This is a genomic window from Moraxella canis (genome assembly GCF_034424565.1).
GTDB lineage: Bacteria > Pseudomonadota > Gammaproteobacteria > Pseudomonadales > Moraxellaceae > Moraxella > Moraxella canis.
On sequence record NZ_CP139961.1, the window covers coordinates 800,678 to 815,917 of the forward strand.

Consider the following 15,240-nt stretch of genomic DNA (forward strand, 5'->3'; position numbering starts at 1 on the left):
CTGTCTAATAGTCAAAATACAGATTACTTCCAAAAAATTTTGCTAAAATATATAGCCGTTCTCGATGTGATCATACTTAGATAATCATGAGCTTATTACCAAAAGACAAGCTTAGCAGCCTCCACAAACTGGCTGATACCTGCCCATATGATTTTAGTCCGGCTGCGGGCGGGGCATATACCGATGGTTTTTTGGGTGCAGGGGGCGATCTGACGGTACCGACGCTATTACATGCTTATCGCTCTGGCGCCTTTCCTTGGTTTGATGAAGAAGATCCTATCTGCTGGTGGTCGCCAGAGGTGCGCTGCGTGATTGTGCCGAGTGATTTTTATCCCAGCAAATCACTGATACACACCGCCAAGAAGCAGCCTTGGATCATCACCACCAATGCCGATTTTGATGCTGTTATGAGTGCTTGTCGTGCGCCGCGCCGCGACACTTCTAAGACTTGGATCCATGATAATATGGTTTTAGCGTATCGACAGTTATTTAAAATCGGTGCGGCAGCAAGTATAGAAGTTTGGGAAGGTATGCCACATGACAGCGAGCTGATTGGGGGCTTATACGGGGTGAGCTTTGGGTCGATCTTTTGTGGAGAAAGTATGTTTCACAGGCGTACCGATGCTTCAAAAATTGCCTTTTGGGCGTTGATGCATTGGGCGCATAAATGCGGCATAAAGCTCATAGATTGTCAACTTGAAAATCCGCATTTGATGCGCCTTGGGGCAGATTTGATGCCAAGAGATGAGTTTTTAGAATCACTTCAAGATTTGGTGATGACGCCATGCTTGGGGATTTCAGGCGCTTCGATGCAAATGCCTTGTATTGATTTGACTAATTCACCCAAATAATTGAAATATATAAAGATAACTTTTAATAAATCTAGTGAAGACGATCAAGAATTCATAAAAAACTTCCATATCAGCAACGACCGATATGGAAGTTTTTATAATTTGGCGGTGACGGAGGGATTCGAACCCTCGATACGCTATTAACGTATACACACTTTCCAGGCGTGCGCTTTCGACCACTCAGCCACGTCACCAAGGCTGATTATTATACTCAATAATTCAGCTTTTGTCATTGGTTTTTTATTGTTGAAGCAGTCCAATATCCGCCACGCTCAGAAACAGTCCACGCACTTGACCTAGTAACGCCAAACGATTATGTTTTAGAGTTTCGTCATCAGCGTTAACCATGACATGATCAAAGAACTGCGTCAAAGGCTCCGATAAGCTCACAAGCGTCGTCAAAACCCCTTGATAATCGCCATCATCATTCAAAGGCTGAACACTGGCTTTGGCGGATTCGATCGCGTCATACAGTGCCTGCTCGGCTGGTTCGATCAGATTTTGAGGATCTACAGCGCCTTGCACTGTATCAGCTTTAGCAAGGATGTTTGCCACGCGTTTATTATTTTCTGCCAAGATGCCTGCTTGTGGCAGTGCTCGAAACGCCGTCACCGCTTGGATACGCTCATCAAAGTCCATCGGCACATCCGTTTGCACTGCTTGTACCGCCTGAATCGTATCCACCGCGACGCCTTGCTCACTGTACATTGCCCGATAGCGCGCGTTGATAAATTCCATGACTTCTGTCAAGGTCTCATCGACATTTTCAAGCTTATCACCATAGCCCGTTAAGGCTTTTTTAACCAAATCAGGCAAGCTTAGATGCAGGCGCTTTTCAATTAAAATACGCAAAATACCAATGGACGCACGACGCAAGCTGAAGGGATCTTTTGAACCGCTTGGAATTTCACCAATCCCAAAAATCCCCACCAAGGTATCCAAACGATCCGCCAACGCAAGCGCTGTACCCACATCAGTTGTGGGCAGCTGATCACCGCTGAATTTTGGCAGATACTGCTCTTCGATGGCATCTGCCACCGCATCAGGCTCCTGATTTAGGCGTGCATAATAAGTGCCCGCAACACCTTGTAGTTCTGGGAATTCGCCCACCAGCGTACTCGCCAAATCGCATTTGGATAACAGCCCAGCTCGGTGCGCTGCATCGGTATCAGCATCCATTTGATTCGCGATGAAAGCAGCTAAATTTGCCACACGCTCAGACTTTTCCCACAAGGTACCCAGTTTATCTTGGAACACTTGAGTTTTTAGGTGATCGCTGAGCTCAAACAGCGGCTGCTTTTGATCTTGTAAGAAAAAGAACTCAGCATCCGAAAGGCGTGGACGCACGACTTTTTCATTACCTGCGATCACCTCGGCAGGGTCTTTAGAGTTGATATTGCTGATAAAAATAAAATGCGGCATCAGCTTGCCTGCTTGATCAGTCAAGCAAAAATACTTCTGATCCGCCTGCATGGTGCTGATGAGCGCCTCCTGAGGCACAGCCAAAAAACGCTCCTCAAAGCTTGCTCTTAGCGCAACTGGCAAGTCCACCAAAGCTGTGACTTCATCCAATAGCTCTTGAGGGATGATCGCTGTACCATTGACCTCATCAGCCAATGTTTTGACTTGCGCCAAAATATCGGCTTGACGCTGATCAAAATCAGCAATCACGTGATGGCTTTTTAGTAAATTTTCATAATGATCGGCATGATCAATGACAAAAAAATCAGGTGAGTGATAGCGATGACCATGGCTTTGGTTGCCCGTCTTATGACCTTGAATGGTAGCCTCAATCACGGCAGCATCAGACATCAGCACCACCCACTGCACTGGGCGAACGAACTCATGGCGATCATTACCTGAGCGCATACGCTTAGCAATCGGCAAATCATCAAGCGATTTTTGTAAGATGGTTGGCATCAGATCGGTGATTTTTTCGCCTTTGATGGTCAAATCATAGGCAATGTATTCGCCTTTTTTATCAGCGATGCGCCCTAGATCTTCGGCGCTAAGATTTAGCCCAGTGGCATTCAAACCCTGCAAAAAACCTTGACCTGCACGCGTCAACTGACCCGATTCATCAAACGCCGCCTTGACGCTTGGACCTTTTTTGGTTTCGATGCGGTCAGGCTGAAATTCGCCAACGCCTGTAATGATCAGTGCCAAGCGGCGCGGCGCAGCAAAGGCACGAATATCATCAAAGCTGATGTTTTGATCATTCAGCAAAGTTTGGACGCTATGTTTTAGGGCGTCGCGCAGTGTTTTTAGGTTTTTTGGTGGCAGCTCTTCGGTGCCAAGTTCAAATAAAATCGTGGTCATAAATCAGCCTTTTTTGCCCCACAAGGTGGCAAACTTTAAAATAATCAATTACCAAATCGGTCAAAATTTTGCACTCATTTTAACACATTTTTAGGACTAAAAAATCAAGCCGCCCAAAAAATCTGGACGGCTTGAGCCTGAATGAACCTTAAGATGTTATCAAAAATCACTCAGCACATATCAGCGCTTGGTGTAAGCTGCTTCAAAAATGCCGATGATTTCATCTTTATTGGCTTGTACAGGGTTGGTCAGACCACACACATCTTTAAGCGCATTGTCAGCTAGGACACCAAAATCTTCGCGTTTGACGCCAAGCTCTTCAAGCGACTTAGGAATACCAACGATATCCGCCAATGTCTTGATCGCCGAGATGACATCTTTGCCTTGCAGGTCAGAGTTATTATCGCCAAGTAATTTGCCGACATGCTCTAGGCGATCTTTGGCAGCTTTTAAGTTAAATTCTTCGACATGTGGCAGCAGTAGCGCATTACAAACGCCGTGTGGCAAGTCATAAAACCCGCCAAGCTGATGCGCCATCGCGTGCACATAACCAAGAGATGCATTATTAAATGCCATCCCTGCCAAGAACTGAGCATAAGCCATCTTTTCGCGTGCGTTTTTGTTGGTTGGCTCTTTGACGGCTTGTGGCAGATATTCAGCGATCAGCTCAATGGCTTGCTTGGCGCAGGCATCTGTCAAAGGTGTCGCCGCTGTTGATACATACGCTTCCACCGCGTGCGTCAAAGCATCCATACCAGTGGCTGCAGTCAGTGATGCAGGCATACCTTCCATCAGTTCAGAGTCGTTGATAGAAAGCATAGGCGTTACATGCTTATCCACAATCGCCATCTTCACATGGCGAGTTTCATCTGTAATGATCGTAAAGCGGGTCATCTCAGAGGCAGTGCCTGCTGTTGTATTGATCGACACCAAAGGCAGCGTCGGTTTGGCAGACTGGTCAAGCCCTTCATAATCTTCAATTTTGCCGCCATTGGTCGCGACCAAGGCAATCGCTTTGGCGCAGTCATGCGGCGAACCACCGCCCAAAGAAATCACAAAGTCGCTTGAATGCTGTTTTAGCATCTCAAGACCATCATTGACATTTGAAACGGTTGGGTTTGGCTGCGCGCCATCAAAGACAGCCGCTTCGATGCCTTGATGTTTTAATTTATCCACCAATGTCTGCGCCATGCCCATTTTTGCCAGATCAGCATCGGTAACAATCAAGGCATTTTTAAATCCAAGTCGAACGATTTGATCCACCCCTTCATCTAAGGCGCCCGGCCCGATCAAATTGGTACTTGGCATGAAAAATTGAGATACAGTCATTGTTTACCTTCCTTAATAAATATATAAGCTTGATCGCCGATGAAACTCAGCTTTTATTTGTAAATGCTTCCGAGCAGATGAGTCCATCACGATTAGGATATCTTGGATTAATTTTCCCATAATGATTCGCTCATCGACTTAGGTTGCTCTTTTAGTATAAGCAATCTATATAACAAAATAAAGACATTCCAAAACGAGATATTCAGTATTTTAGTAAACAAATGTTTCTTTAAAATAACTAATGAAAAATTGTCTAATCAAAATAGAAAAAGTGAACGAAAGTTCACTTTTTATCATACGATCTTACATCGCTACTCATCTTTTGGCAGCCATTTTTGTAAAGCTTCTGCCTTATGCGCGTCATCCGCCAAAGGAAAGCCCAATTTGGCGCGCGCTTGGGTATAGCTGACCGCCACTTTGCGCGCCAAAGTCCGTACACGCAAAATGTAGCGCTGACGCTCGGTAACCGAAATGGCGCCGCGCGCATCGAGCAAGTTAAAGGTATGACTGGCTTTTAGCACCATTTCATAAGCGGGTAAAGGCAAATTGACGAGCACCAAACGGTCAGCTTCACTTTCATAAAAATCAAACAGCTCGAAGAGTTTATCGACATTGGCATATTCAAAGTTATAGGTGGACTGCTCCACTTCGTTTTGGTGGAAGACATCGCCATAAGTGACGCGCCCAAACTCGCCATCCGCCCACACCAAGTCATAGACACTATCGACGCCTTGAATATACATCGCCAAGCGCTCAAGCCCATAAGTGATCTCGCCTGTCACTGGAAAACACTCGATGCCGCCCACTTGCTGAAAATAGGTAAACTGGGTCACTTCCATGCCGTTTAGCCACACTTCCCAACCAAGCCCCCACGCGCCCAAAGTTGGCGACTCCCAATTATCTTCCACAAAACGCACATCATGCGTCAGCGTATCAATGCCAAGCGCTTCAAGCGATCCAAGATACAGCTCTTGGATATTGGCAGGGTTTGGCTTTAAGACGACTTGAAATTGATAATAGTGCTGAAGGCGGTTTGGGTTATCGCCATAGCGCCCATCGGTAGGACGGCGGCTTGGCTGCACATAAGCGGCGTTCCATTTTTCAGGCGTCAAAGCACGCAAAAAAGTTGCGGTATGGAAGGTGCCTGCACCCATTTCCATATCATAAGGCTGCAAAACAACGCATCCACGAGATGCCCAATAATTTTGAAGTGTTAAAATGATTTGCTGAAAAGTCATAATTTTGCCCAAAGTCATCATAAAAATACAACCATTTTACTAGACACTGGGCTTTTTTTCTATTGATTTTTGCATTTGGCTCAGTTTGAAGGCAGCGCCGACCCAAGGATCGGCACTGCTAGTGGTGGGGGCAGCTGATTTTAGTGATTATTGGATGTGTTATCTTTATTTATTATCTTGGTTTGTATGAACATTTGATTTTTATTTTATCGCTTTTATTATCAAATCAGCTTACAGCCGCTTGATGCCCTGCTGCCCTGAATAATCAGTATGATTTGCATACGATGCTGGCGTTGCATTTGGCATGATCAGCCAGAGCACCAGATAAATCAAAATCCCTGGCACGGCAGCCGATAAGCTTGAGATGATCACAAAGGCGATGCGCACCATATTAGGCGACCATCCCAGATATTCAGCGATACCGCCCATCACCCCTGCGATCATGCGGTGATTGTTTGAGCGGTGTAATTTGACTAATTTTGACATACATTCTCCTAATCGTCTGTGGCTGCGATCTGATCAACGCAGCCTTGGCTTAGTGAATTAATGGTCATTTTTACCAGTGATTTCAAGCGATTTTTGGGTTTGGTTACCAAGTACCATAAAAACTTTACACAGCGTTATCGTAATCAGCAGATGACATTGATAAGATAACACTAAGAGCGCTCAAGTATTTTATTTGAAATATTTTTTTAACTTTAATCTTTAAATTTGTCAATTTATAAAAATTATTCACAAGGATGTCAGACAATGCAGCCAAGTCATACCGTTTTAATTGGGGGTTTTGCACCGCTCACCCTTGGGATGCTGGCTGATATAAATCATGCTACAGGACTGTCTAACACACTGCATATCATCGTGCACTCGCCTAACCGCTCACCGCTCCCCAGTGGACGCGCGCCAACGCTTGCCGATGTGGTGCGCTGGGTTCAAGTGGCGTGCCAGCCATTTGGATTTGTTCAAGTTCATACTTTTGATAGCCTTGGGTTACCCAAAATATCTTTTGATTATCGATTTGACGATCATTTGGATGAGCAAGCATTTTTGGACATCTGTCAAGCACTTGATATCTCTTATAAGTCAGCCAAGCTTGGCATCAAAAACCATTCTGATCAAGCACCGCCATTTTTACACCACTTGCCCAAAACTTGTGATGATGCCATAGCCATCTTTGAACAGCCTTTGGCTTACTTCCATCGCTTGGCACCTGCTTGCCGATATTTTTATACCCAAACCGTGTGCATTGTCGGCGGCGAAAGCTCAGGCAAAACCACTTTAGTGCATAAGCTTGCCAATCACTATGGCGCAAGCGTGGCGCTTGAAATGGGGCGATTATACACTCACAGTCACCTTGGTGGCAGCGAGCTTGCGCTACAATACAGCGACTATGCGCCCATTGCCATCAACCATGCCAAAGCCATTGATACCGCCATCCATGCTGCGACTGCACCCATCACCTTGATAGATACCGATTTTGCGACGACGCAGGCGTTTTGTGAGACCTATGAAGGTCGGACGCATCCACTGTTGGCGTCGCTGATCGAAAGTCAGCGCATGGATTTTACGATTTATTTGGATAATAATGTCGCTTGGGTCGCTGATGGCATGCGCCGACTGGGAGATGATGCCAAGCGCAGTGCCTTTGCTGAGCAGCTTTTAAATATTTTGGCGCGTCATGGCATCAGTCATCATACGATTGATGATGCCGACTATCATGCGCGCTATCTTCAGGCGGTCGCATGGATAGACCGCCATATTTTGGGCAATTTATCAGATGATGGGCGCATTTCAGGGAAGGCAACTGATGAAAATTGAAATACTTGACAACATCACAGGTTTTGGTGAAAAAGATTGGACGACAGGCTGGGTGCTACTTTGGTTTGTCAGCGGACTGATTGCACTGTTCATCGGCTTTTGGACAACTACTGATCAAACGCGTTTAGACTGGTTTTATTTTGCCATCTCAGTGGTCGGATTAGTTTGTGTGGTGAGCCTAAGCTTTCGTAAAAACATCGCTGGCAATGGGCTTGGCATGGTCGCAACGGCAGGCGAGGTGGTGGTTCAAGGGACGTCTGGCGCGGTTGGTTTGATGCTTGCGCCGTTATTTAATTTTTTTACGCATGTCTATGGCGTCAAATATTGGTCAAGCCATACCGATGCCGATGGCGATATGATCCCAAAATCAGCCAACAAATATGTTTGGCTCATGACGCTTGGATTTATTGCCTTAGGACTTATGCTATTTCCGCTCATCAATACCAAGCTTAGCGAACTTGGCTACGGCGTCATTGAGAATGATGGCAGCCGTTTTCTTGGCATGATCGACTTTTTTTGGATTAATGTGGTGGCGTTTGTGCTATCCATTACCGCACAAACGGCGATGATTTTACGCTACTCGTTTAATTGGTGGCTGTGGATTTTGGTGAATGCCGTTTGGCTCATTGTTAATTTGATGACAGGTAATACCATTTTTGCCATTCAAACGGTGATCTATCAAATCAATGCCTTTGTAGGGCTGTATGGCTGGCACCGCTCTGAGCAGTTATCCCGCTTGCAATCACCTTAAAATTTGGCTATAGTGATCAAAATAAATAGGCTAACAAAAGGAGTTGTTATGTCGCTATTTTCAAGCCAAAAACCGCTCAATGTCTGGCTCGATGAATATGCCATCAGTCACCAAAATCCCACCAATAAACGCATTCATTGGCTGTGCGTGCCGATCATTTTTCTGTGCATTGTCGCACTCATTTTTCTGATCCACCCTTATTTATTTGCTTTGGTTGCCTTGGGCGTATTGTGGTTTTATTGGCGCTTGTCGGCAGGTTTATTTATGCTAATGGCAGGATTTATGGCGATTTGTGTTGGTGTGACGATGGCGCTGCTTGGCTTGGGATTGGGGCTTTGGTTTTGGGTGGGCGTGTTTGTGGTAGCCTGGATTGGTCAATTCATTGGTCATAAAATTGAAGGTGCCAAGCCATCATTTTTTGAAGATTTGCAGTTTTTATTGATTGGACCTGCATGGGTGATGCATGATCTTTGGCGCCGCACCAGCGCATTGGGCCGCTCATAATTCAGCTGGTACTTGACTTCCTCCCCGCCCTATCGTTCGGGGATTCCTACAGCTAGACGGTCAAGCCCGACCGCAAGAATGTTTTTACTGGCATTGATATCTCTATCATGCCGTGCGCCACACTTTGCACAAGTCCATTCTCTTATTCCAAGACCTGTCCTACCTTTCGGACTACTGTCGCTGATGGCGCCACAGCACGAACAAGTCTGGGTAGTGTATCTTTCTGATACGATTTCCAAGCGACAGCCTGTCTGCTGACATTTGTATTCCAGTTGTCGCTTTAATTCAAACCAACCAGCATCGTAAACCGATTTGGCGAGTTTGCCTTTTTTACTGTTAAATTGAGTGGTTTTAATATCGCCTACCACGATTAGGGCGTTATCCTTGACTAATTGGGTGGTGAATTTGTGGATGAGGTCTTGCCGTGTATTTTTGATTTTGGCATGGATAGCCTTGATACGTTTTTTGTTGTTTGAGCGTTGGGCTATCGCTAATTGTTTTGCATATTTGAGCGTTTGCTTAATGGTTAGCTTGTCACCGTTTGAGGTGGTCGCACTGTCTTTAAGTCCTAAGTCAATACCTACACTACCTGTTCCGCACTCGGTTTTTGGGTATTCTTTGACAGTGAGACACGCATACCAGCGGTGACGGCTGTCTTGGACAATTTCGCAAGTGTTGATTTGATATAGTGATAGGTTGTAGCTATCCCATAGGTCAATGACTAGCTTTTGCCCTTTGGCCAGACTCAGTTGCAGGGTTGATTTTAAGCCTTTTTTGCCTGTTTGGTGAGTAGCGATGTGTTTGATGGCTGATTTCTTAAAGGGTATCCAGCCCAGTGATTTGCGTTTTGCTGTTGGGCGATTGGTTCGCCAATTAAGTTTTGCCTTCTTAAACTGCTTACGACTTTTAGCATGGGTTTCATTGATGGCTTGAATGGTTTGAGAATGTAAGCCTAGTAGCTCACCACTGCCTTTGGTGTAGTCGTTTAAATCATAGGCAGATAAGAATTTGCCTGTGCGCTGTAAATAGTTATAACCCAAGTCATTGACATAATTCCACACGAAATTGACCGAACCGCTTAGGCGGTTTAGTTGGTCTGTGTGTTTATCTTTGATGCGTAGCTTGAGTGTTTTCATGGGTTTATTATATCATTTTATTAAGCTAAGAGATTAAAAAGTGAGATTTACCGCCTGATATCCACCGCCTGAAGTCGGTGGTTTTACGGCGGTGGTGGATAAAAAAGCCGTTTTTAGGACGGCTTTTTATGGCTGCTTAAGGTAGGGCCAAGCTGCTCTTAGATAAATGATCATTGACCAAAGCGTCAAAATCACCGCGATGACCATCAGCACATAGCCGATCATCTCAAGCGATTGCCAATTGAGCAAAAACACAGTGATGGCAATCATCTGAAATGTGGTTTTGAGTTTGCCAACATAGGATACCGCGACACTCGTGCGCGCACCAAGCTCAGCCATCCACTCACGCAGCGCCGATACCGCAATCTCGCGCGAAATAATCACAATCGCGCTCGTTGCCATCACGATATTTGGATGCCACTGCACAAGGACGATCAGCGCAGCGGCGACCATCAGCTTGTCTGCCACAGGATCCAAGAACCGCCCAAATGCCGATGTGATATTCATACGCCGAGCCAAATAACCATCCAGCCAGTCTGTCACCGCCGCCAAAACAAACAGCAGCGTCAAGATCAAATGCCTAAGCATACTATCGCTATAATCCATCATCCCTAGGCGCGCGATGGCATTATCAGGAATCGCAGGCATACCAATGCCAAGCGCTGGCGGCCAATAGGCGATCGCCACAAACAAAGGAATCATCACAATGCGCGCGATGGTCAGATTATTAGGTAAATTAAATACTGAGGGTTTTTTGACTTGCTCAGATTGTGGATTTGAACTCATGCAGCTTGGTTTTTGATAAATTTGTATTATGATACCGAATTTTTGGGCGATTTGCCATGGATTTTACTGAATTTCGGTGATTTCAAATCGTGCTTTTGGTTGCCAAAAATGCTACCATAAGTCGCCTTTTATTTTATTTATCCATCGGTGAGTTTTTGTGAGCATAAGTGTAGATACCCTTATCATCGGCGCGGGGGCTTCGGGGCTGTTTTGCGCCTTTAACGCAGCCGCGTATGGCAAATCGGTGCTCGTGATTGATCATGCCAATAAAGCTGGCAAAAAAATTCTCATGTCTGGCGGCGGGCGATGCAATTTTATCAATCGCCAAGTTGAGCCGCGTCATTTCATCAGCCAAAATCCGCATTTTGTCAAATCTGCCTTATCAAAATATCAGCCAGAAGATTTCATCGCATTGGTCGATCGCCATCAGGTGGCTTATCAAGAGCGCGAGTATGGTCAGCTGTTTTGTAAGCATAGCGCCAAAGATATCTTGGCGATGCTGCTTAATGAATGCCGCACTGCTGGCGTGCAGATTCGGCTAGATACGGCAGTTGAGCGTATTTGTGCCAACGACGCAGGGTTTATGGTTAGCACCAAACACAAGCGCAATGATTTGGCGATCACCATACAAGCAAGCTCATTGGTGATCGCCACTGGCGGCTTATCTATTCCGACACTTGGAGCCAGTGGCTTTGGTTATCAAGTAGCGACCCAATTTGGGCATCAAATCATCCCAACTCGTGCAGGATTGGTGCCTTTTACTTTTACCGATAAAACAGGTGAGATGATCAAGTCATTGGCAGGACTAAGCCTAGATGTGGTTGCTTATAATGACAAGGCATCATTTGCACTGCCGATGTTATTTACGCATCGCGGTTTGTCAGGTCCTGCCATGCTACAGCTGTCAAACTACTGGCAATTAGGTGAGCACATCACCATCGATCTTTTGCCACACCAAGATATGATCCAGTATCTTTTGGATGCCAAGCGCGCCCACCCAAAGCAGCTGATACGCACTGCGCTGACGCCCCTACTGCCTAAAAAGCTCATCACGGCACTTGAGGCGCTTTTGTGGCAGGCATATCAAGACACTGAGCTTGCCAATCTAAAAGATGACATCATCCGTCACATTGGCGCACAGCTGAACGCTTGGACACTCAAGCCAAGCGGTACCGAGGGCTATCGTGTGGCAGAAGTGACTTTGGGCGGCGTTGATACGCGTGAGGTGTCAGGTAAGACGATGGAATCACGCTTGCAGCCAAATTTGTATTTCATTGGCGAGGTGCTTGATGTGACAGGCTGGCTGGGTGGTTACAATTTTGCTTGGGCATGGGCGAGCGCTTATGCCTGCGCCGAAAGTATTGGCATGCGGTGGTAATCACACTTAGGATGCACCAAGCCCAAGTTTATCAAATCCAAACTTAGGCTTGGTGCATGTAGGCATTCTCGAACTTAGCTCAATACTAGCCCAATTTTTTGATCTCAAAACCCATCTCGTTCAGTACAGACTCAGATTCCATCGGCGCAAGCGATGCTTTGTAGCATGGCTGATCTTTGAGATATTTTCTCGCCACACGCTTTAGATCGTCGATGGTGACCGACAAGATATTGGCGCGTAGCTGCTGCTGCCACGCTTGATCACGGTGATGCAGCTCGCTAAAGCATGACTTAACCGCTTCGCCTGCAGGTGAGCCTGGCTTATCCATACCTGAGATAATCCCCAAAATCGCTTCGTGTAGCTGCTCGGTCTCATGCTCATTTTCCAAAAGCCAATCAATGCTTTTGTCAAAATGTGCAAAAGTCTCGGCACAGTGTGGATCGCGGTAGCTATAAAAACGAAACGCCGCAGCATTGCTATCAAAACTGGCGCCGCCGCCATATGCACCACCCTTTTCTCTGATGGCGCTATGCAAATACCCATGACGCAAAAATGGCGCAAGTACCATCAAAGCTGGCGTATCTTCATGCCCTGAAGTGGTCGCCTGATAAGCTGCGGCATTATGATAGACATTGGTTGAGATCAGCCAAGCGGTTTTTGGTGCATCATCTTCACGCACAGCATTTAATGTATCAAATACAAGCGGCTCATGCGACCACTCATCTGATGTATCGGCTTTTGGCGCATTAATGTGCTTTGAGATTTCATTTAATAGCTTTTGACTTGCCTGCTCTTCACATACAAGTAGCACCTGCTTTGGTAAGCCTATCAAGGCTTGGTGCAGCTCACTGAGTCGATGGCATAGACTGTCCCAAAGCGCCTCATGAGACTGCGCGGATGCCAAAAATGATTTGAGCGCTGCTAATGCAGGCAAGCCAGAGTAGGCATATTCGGTACGCGCCTGACAACTCATCTGACGAGAGGCTGTCTGCATGGCATAGGCATGCCCCGCTCCAGCCAGCCGAGCCTGCCAGCTGCTTTGCTTTTGCTGTAAAATCTCACGAATACGGTCTGTTTCACTAAAAATTGAGTCATTGAGCACCTCGCTGACCAGCTCAACGGCTTCAAGTTTACGGTTCAATGCGCGCGTGGCAACCACAAAATAACTGCTCAGTCTCTGAGGATCTGCCAAATCTGTGCGCTGACTGATGCGCGCTGTCACGCCAGAGGAATGCGACGCTTGTACCGCTTGAAAAGTCCGCGCGTCATATTTTTTGGTACCCACTTCCGACAAAAGCGTCAAGTACAGTGGCAACAATGGATTATTCATCACCTGATCTGTCACCTCATCGGTTAGCGGTGTGATCACTTGATAATAATACAGTCCATTGGTGCCCGCATGATACAGATGCACAGGGTATTCTTGATCGTCTGCCGTCAGCGTGGTCTTAATGCCTTGAGTGAATGCCACTTGGCTTGGCACATCTTCAAGCCCCACTTTTGGCAATACGCTGATATCATCAGGTGCCGCTTGGCGAGCTTTCAATGCCAGAGCCTGTTTGATTAGCGCTTGTTTATCATCATCGTTGAGCGTCGCATCCAAGGCTGCCAAAGCAGCGTGCTCATCAGCAATCAGGCGCGCCGCTTTTTGGGTATCGGGCGACAGCGTCAAGCGGACGCGGTGCGGATTATCAATCAAATATTCACGAATCAAATTTTGTACCCAATTTGGCTCTTGGGCTTTTTGTTTGAGCCATGCTAAGTGCTCATCAATCTGCCACACATCCAATGGATCTCCGCCATGAATCGCAGTACTAAACGCCTCAAGCATCAAGGTAAGCCCATACGGCATGCTATCGCCGCCGATATGACGCTGATCAATTTCAATTTGATGTAAAATGGTTTCAATGACTTCTTGGGAAATTGGATGATCGGCAATTTGGTTTAATAACGCCAAAATCCCCTGTTCTAATTCTTCGGCATGTTCAGGCTCCGAACCACGCACGCCAGCATAAAACGCCATCTGATAATGACTGTCATCAAGCCCAAGCAGCGGACTTGGTGCGGTCGCAAGTGGATGGCTTTCTAAATACGCACGCAAAGGCGAGCCGCTGTGTTCAGCCAGCACCCCCTCCACTAAGCGCAGCGACAGGCGCAGGCGCGGATCGGTGATCGTTGGCAAAAGCCATGCCAGTACATGATGGGTCATCTGCTGATCGGCGCTGTCTGAGCTGTAAGTGTCATTCACTTGGATTGGCGCATCCAAAGACTTTTCAAGCACAGATGAAAATTTTCTACCTTTTGCTGGTCGTTGGATGTCATCAAAGCGTGACAAAGCCTCGTCATGAATCCTAGCTTGGATGTCATCGACTGCGATATCGCCAAAGCTCATGATGATGGCATTGCTTGGGTGATAATGCGCCTGATGAAACGCCACCAAATCTTCATGCGTCAGATCAGGGATCTTGGCAGGATCGCCGCCCGAATTATAGTGATAAGTCGTCGTCGGAAACAGATGCGGCGCTAAGGCATAATACAGCTGATCGATCTCGCCACTCATCGCCCCTTTCATTTCATTAAATACAATGCCGTGGTATTCAGGCTGATTGTCTTGATTGATCTCAACGCGAATACCCTCTTGGGCAAAGTCAAGCGGATGAATATTGGGAAAAAACACCGCATCCAAATACACCGACAATAAATTAAAAAAGTCTTTTTTATTTTGACTGGCAAAGGGATAAACCGTCCAATCGCTCGCCGTCATCGCATTCATAAAGGTATTCAAAGACCGCTTAATCATACTAAAAAATGGGTCGCGCACGGGGTATTTTTCGGAGCCACACAGCACCACATGCTCTAGGATGTGCGCCTCGCCGCGCGATGTCATCGGCTGCGTCGCAAAGCCGATCATCAGAGCATTTTCGCTATGATCGCACGCCAAATGGTAATGGATGGCACCAGTGGCACGGTGGCGCGAAGTCAAAACGGTGATGTCAAGCGCCTCAATGCTGCGCTTGTCGATCAGCTCAAAACTTGAATGAAGTGTCGTCATGAAATTGTCCAAAATTTTGGTTAAACTGTTTATTAAGTCATATATTTATCGAAAAAAGTGTGTTATTTTAACATAATTATG

The 15,240-nt window shown here is 46.4% G+C and carries 12 protein-coding genes and 1 tRNA gene; 5 read left to right on the top strand and 8 right to left on the bottom strand.

The window, feature by feature from the left end:
- Positions 1-86: 86 nt before the first annotated feature.
- On the top strand, positions 87-851 hold the full coding sequence (aat, locus tag U0021_RS03590; RefSeq protein WP_114800573.1) for a leucyl/phenylalanyl-tRNA--protein transferase: 765 nt from the start codon (positions 87-89) through the stop codon (positions 849-851).
- A gap of 103 nt (positions 852-954) precedes the next feature.
- Here aat and U0021_RS03595 read toward each other — a convergent pair.
- The 5 genes from U0021_RS03595 to U0021_RS03615 form a co-directional block, all read right to left on the bottom strand.
- Positions 955-1,045, bottom strand: a tRNA-Ser gene (locus U0021_RS03595).
- 46 nt (positions 1,046-1,091) lie between these two features.
- Complete coding sequence (glyS, locus tag U0021_RS03600) at positions 1,092-3,170, bottom strand: glycine--tRNA ligase subunit beta (protein ID WP_114800574.1); 2,079 nt, start codon at positions 3,168-3,170, stop codon at positions 1,092-1,094.
- Between the two features lie 180 nt (positions 3,171-3,350).
- Positions 3,351-4,499: an iron-containing alcohol dehydrogenase gene (locus U0021_RS03605; protein WP_049236764.1), complete on the bottom strand. Its 1,149-nt coding sequence runs from the start codon at positions 4,497-4,499 to the stop codon at positions 3,351-3,353.
- A 311-nt stretch (positions 4,500-4,810) separates the two neighbouring features.
- Positions 4,811-5,737, bottom strand: coding sequence for a glycine--tRNA ligase subunit alpha (gene glyQ, locus U0021_RS03610; protein ID WP_407666576.1), 927 nt, complete (start codon positions 5,735-5,737; stop codon positions 4,811-4,813).
- A gap of 231 nt (positions 5,738-5,968) precedes the next feature.
- The gene (locus tag U0021_RS03615; RefSeq protein ID WP_078256500.1) at positions 5,969-6,223 is read right to left on the bottom strand and encodes a PspC domain-containing protein; all 255 of its coding nucleotides are present in this window, start codon (positions 6,221-6,223) and stop codon (positions 5,969-5,971) included.
- A 264-nt stretch (positions 6,224-6,487) separates the two neighbouring features.
- Here U0021_RS03615 and nadR point away from each other — a divergent pair, with 264 nt between their 5' ends.
- The 3 genes from nadR to U0021_RS03630 are packed head-to-tail and all read left to right on the top strand — an operon-like array spanning position 6,488 to position 8,807.
- Complete coding sequence (nadR, locus tag U0021_RS03620; protein ID WP_114800575.1) at positions 6,488-7,552, top strand: multifunctional transcriptional regulator/nicotinamide-nucleotide adenylyltransferase/ribosylnicotinamide kinase NadR; 1,065 nt, start codon at positions 6,488-6,490, stop codon at positions 7,550-7,552.
- Positions 7,542-8,303 carry a nicotinamide riboside transporter PnuC gene (pnuC, locus tag U0021_RS03625; RefSeq protein WP_114800576.1) on the top strand — a complete coding sequence of 254 codons (762 nt, stop codon included), beginning with the start codon at positions 7,542-7,544 and terminating at the stop codon, positions 8,301-8,303. The genes nadR and pnuC overlap by 11 nt, the downstream gene beginning before the upstream one ends.
- Before the next feature lie 48 nt (positions 8,304-8,351).
- A complete protein-coding gene (locus U0021_RS03630; RefSeq protein WP_078256497.1) occupies positions 8,352-8,807 on the top strand; it encodes an Mpo1 family 2-hydroxy fatty acid dioxygenase in 456 nt (151 codons plus the stop codon).
- 29 nt (positions 8,808-8,836) lie between these two features.
- On the opposite strand, the gene U0021_RS03635 is transcribed toward U0021_RS03630, so the two are convergent.
- Both U0021_RS03635 and pgsA read right to left on the bottom strand, forming a co-directional pair.
- Positions 8,837-9,943: an RNA-guided endonuclease InsQ/TnpB family protein gene (locus U0021_RS03635; protein ID WP_327037551.1), complete on the bottom strand. Its 1,107-nt coding sequence runs from the start codon at positions 9,941-9,943 to the stop codon at positions 8,837-8,839.
- 126 nt (positions 9,944-10,069) lie between these two features.
- Positions 10,070-10,729, bottom strand: coding sequence for a CDP-diacylglycerol--glycerol-3-phosphate 3-phosphatidyltransferase (pgsA, locus tag U0021_RS03640; protein ID WP_049237506.1), 660 nt, complete (start codon positions 10,727-10,729; stop codon positions 10,070-10,072).
- Positions 10,730-10,886: 157 nt separating this feature from the next.
- Between pgsA and U0021_RS03645 the strand changes: the two genes are divergently transcribed.
- The gene (locus U0021_RS03645; protein WP_114800384.1) at positions 10,887-12,107 is read left to right on the top strand and encodes a BaiN/RdsA family NAD(P)/FAD-dependent oxidoreductase; all 1,221 of its coding nucleotides are present in this window, start codon (positions 10,887-10,889) and stop codon (positions 12,105-12,107) included.
- An 85-nt stretch (positions 12,108-12,192) separates the two neighbouring features.
- On the opposite strand, the gene U0021_RS03650 is transcribed toward U0021_RS03645, so the two are convergent.
- A complete protein-coding gene (locus U0021_RS03650) occupies positions 12,193-15,159 on the bottom strand; it encodes an insulinase family protein (RefSeq protein WP_114800385.1) in 2,967 nt (988 codons plus the stop codon).
- Positions 15,160-15,240 lie beyond the last annotated feature (81 nt).

What these genes read in the sequence shown, in the direction of transcription:
- aat (WP_114800573.1), top strand. Translation starts at nt 87, where the DNA reads ATGAGCTTATTACCAAAAGACAAGCTTAGCAGCCTCCACAAACTGGCT.
- glyS (WP_114800574.1), bottom strand. Translation starts at nt 3,170, where the DNA reads ATGACCACGATTTTATTTGAACTTGGCACCGAAGAGCTGCCACCAAAA.
- U0021_RS03605 (WP_049236764.1), bottom strand. Translation starts at nt 4,499, where the DNA reads ATGACTGTATCTCAATTTTTCATGCCAAGTACCAATTTGATCGGGCCG.
- glyQ (WP_407666576.1), bottom strand. Translation starts at nt 5,737, where the DNA reads ATGACTTTTCAGCAAATCATTTTAACACTTCAAAATTATTGGGCATCT.
- U0021_RS03615 (WP_078256500.1), bottom strand. Translation starts at nt 6,223, where the DNA reads ATGTCAAAATTAGTCAAATTACACCGCTCAAACAATCACCGCATGATC.
- nadR (WP_114800575.1), top strand. Translation starts at nt 6,488, where the DNA reads ATGCAGCCAAGTCATACCGTTTTAATTGGGGGTTTTGCACCGCTCACC.
- pnuC (WP_114800576.1), top strand. Translation starts at nt 7,542, where the DNA reads ATGAAAATTGAAATACTTGACAACATCACAGGTTTTGGTGAAAAAGAT.
- U0021_RS03630 (WP_078256497.1), top strand. Translation starts at nt 8,352, where the DNA reads ATGTCGCTATTTTCAAGCCAAAAACCGCTCAATGTCTGGCTCGATGAA.
- U0021_RS03635 (WP_327037551.1), bottom strand. Translation starts at nt 9,943, where the DNA reads ATGAAAACACTCAAGCTACGCATCAAAGATAAACACACAGACCAACTA.
- pgsA (WP_049237506.1), bottom strand. Translation starts at nt 10,729, where the DNA reads ATGAGTTCAAATCCACAATCTGAGCAAGTCAAAAAACCCTCAGTATTT.
- U0021_RS03650 (WP_114800385.1), bottom strand. Translation starts at nt 15,159, where the DNA reads ATGACGACACTTCATTCAAGTTTTGAGCTGATCGACAAGCGCAGCATT.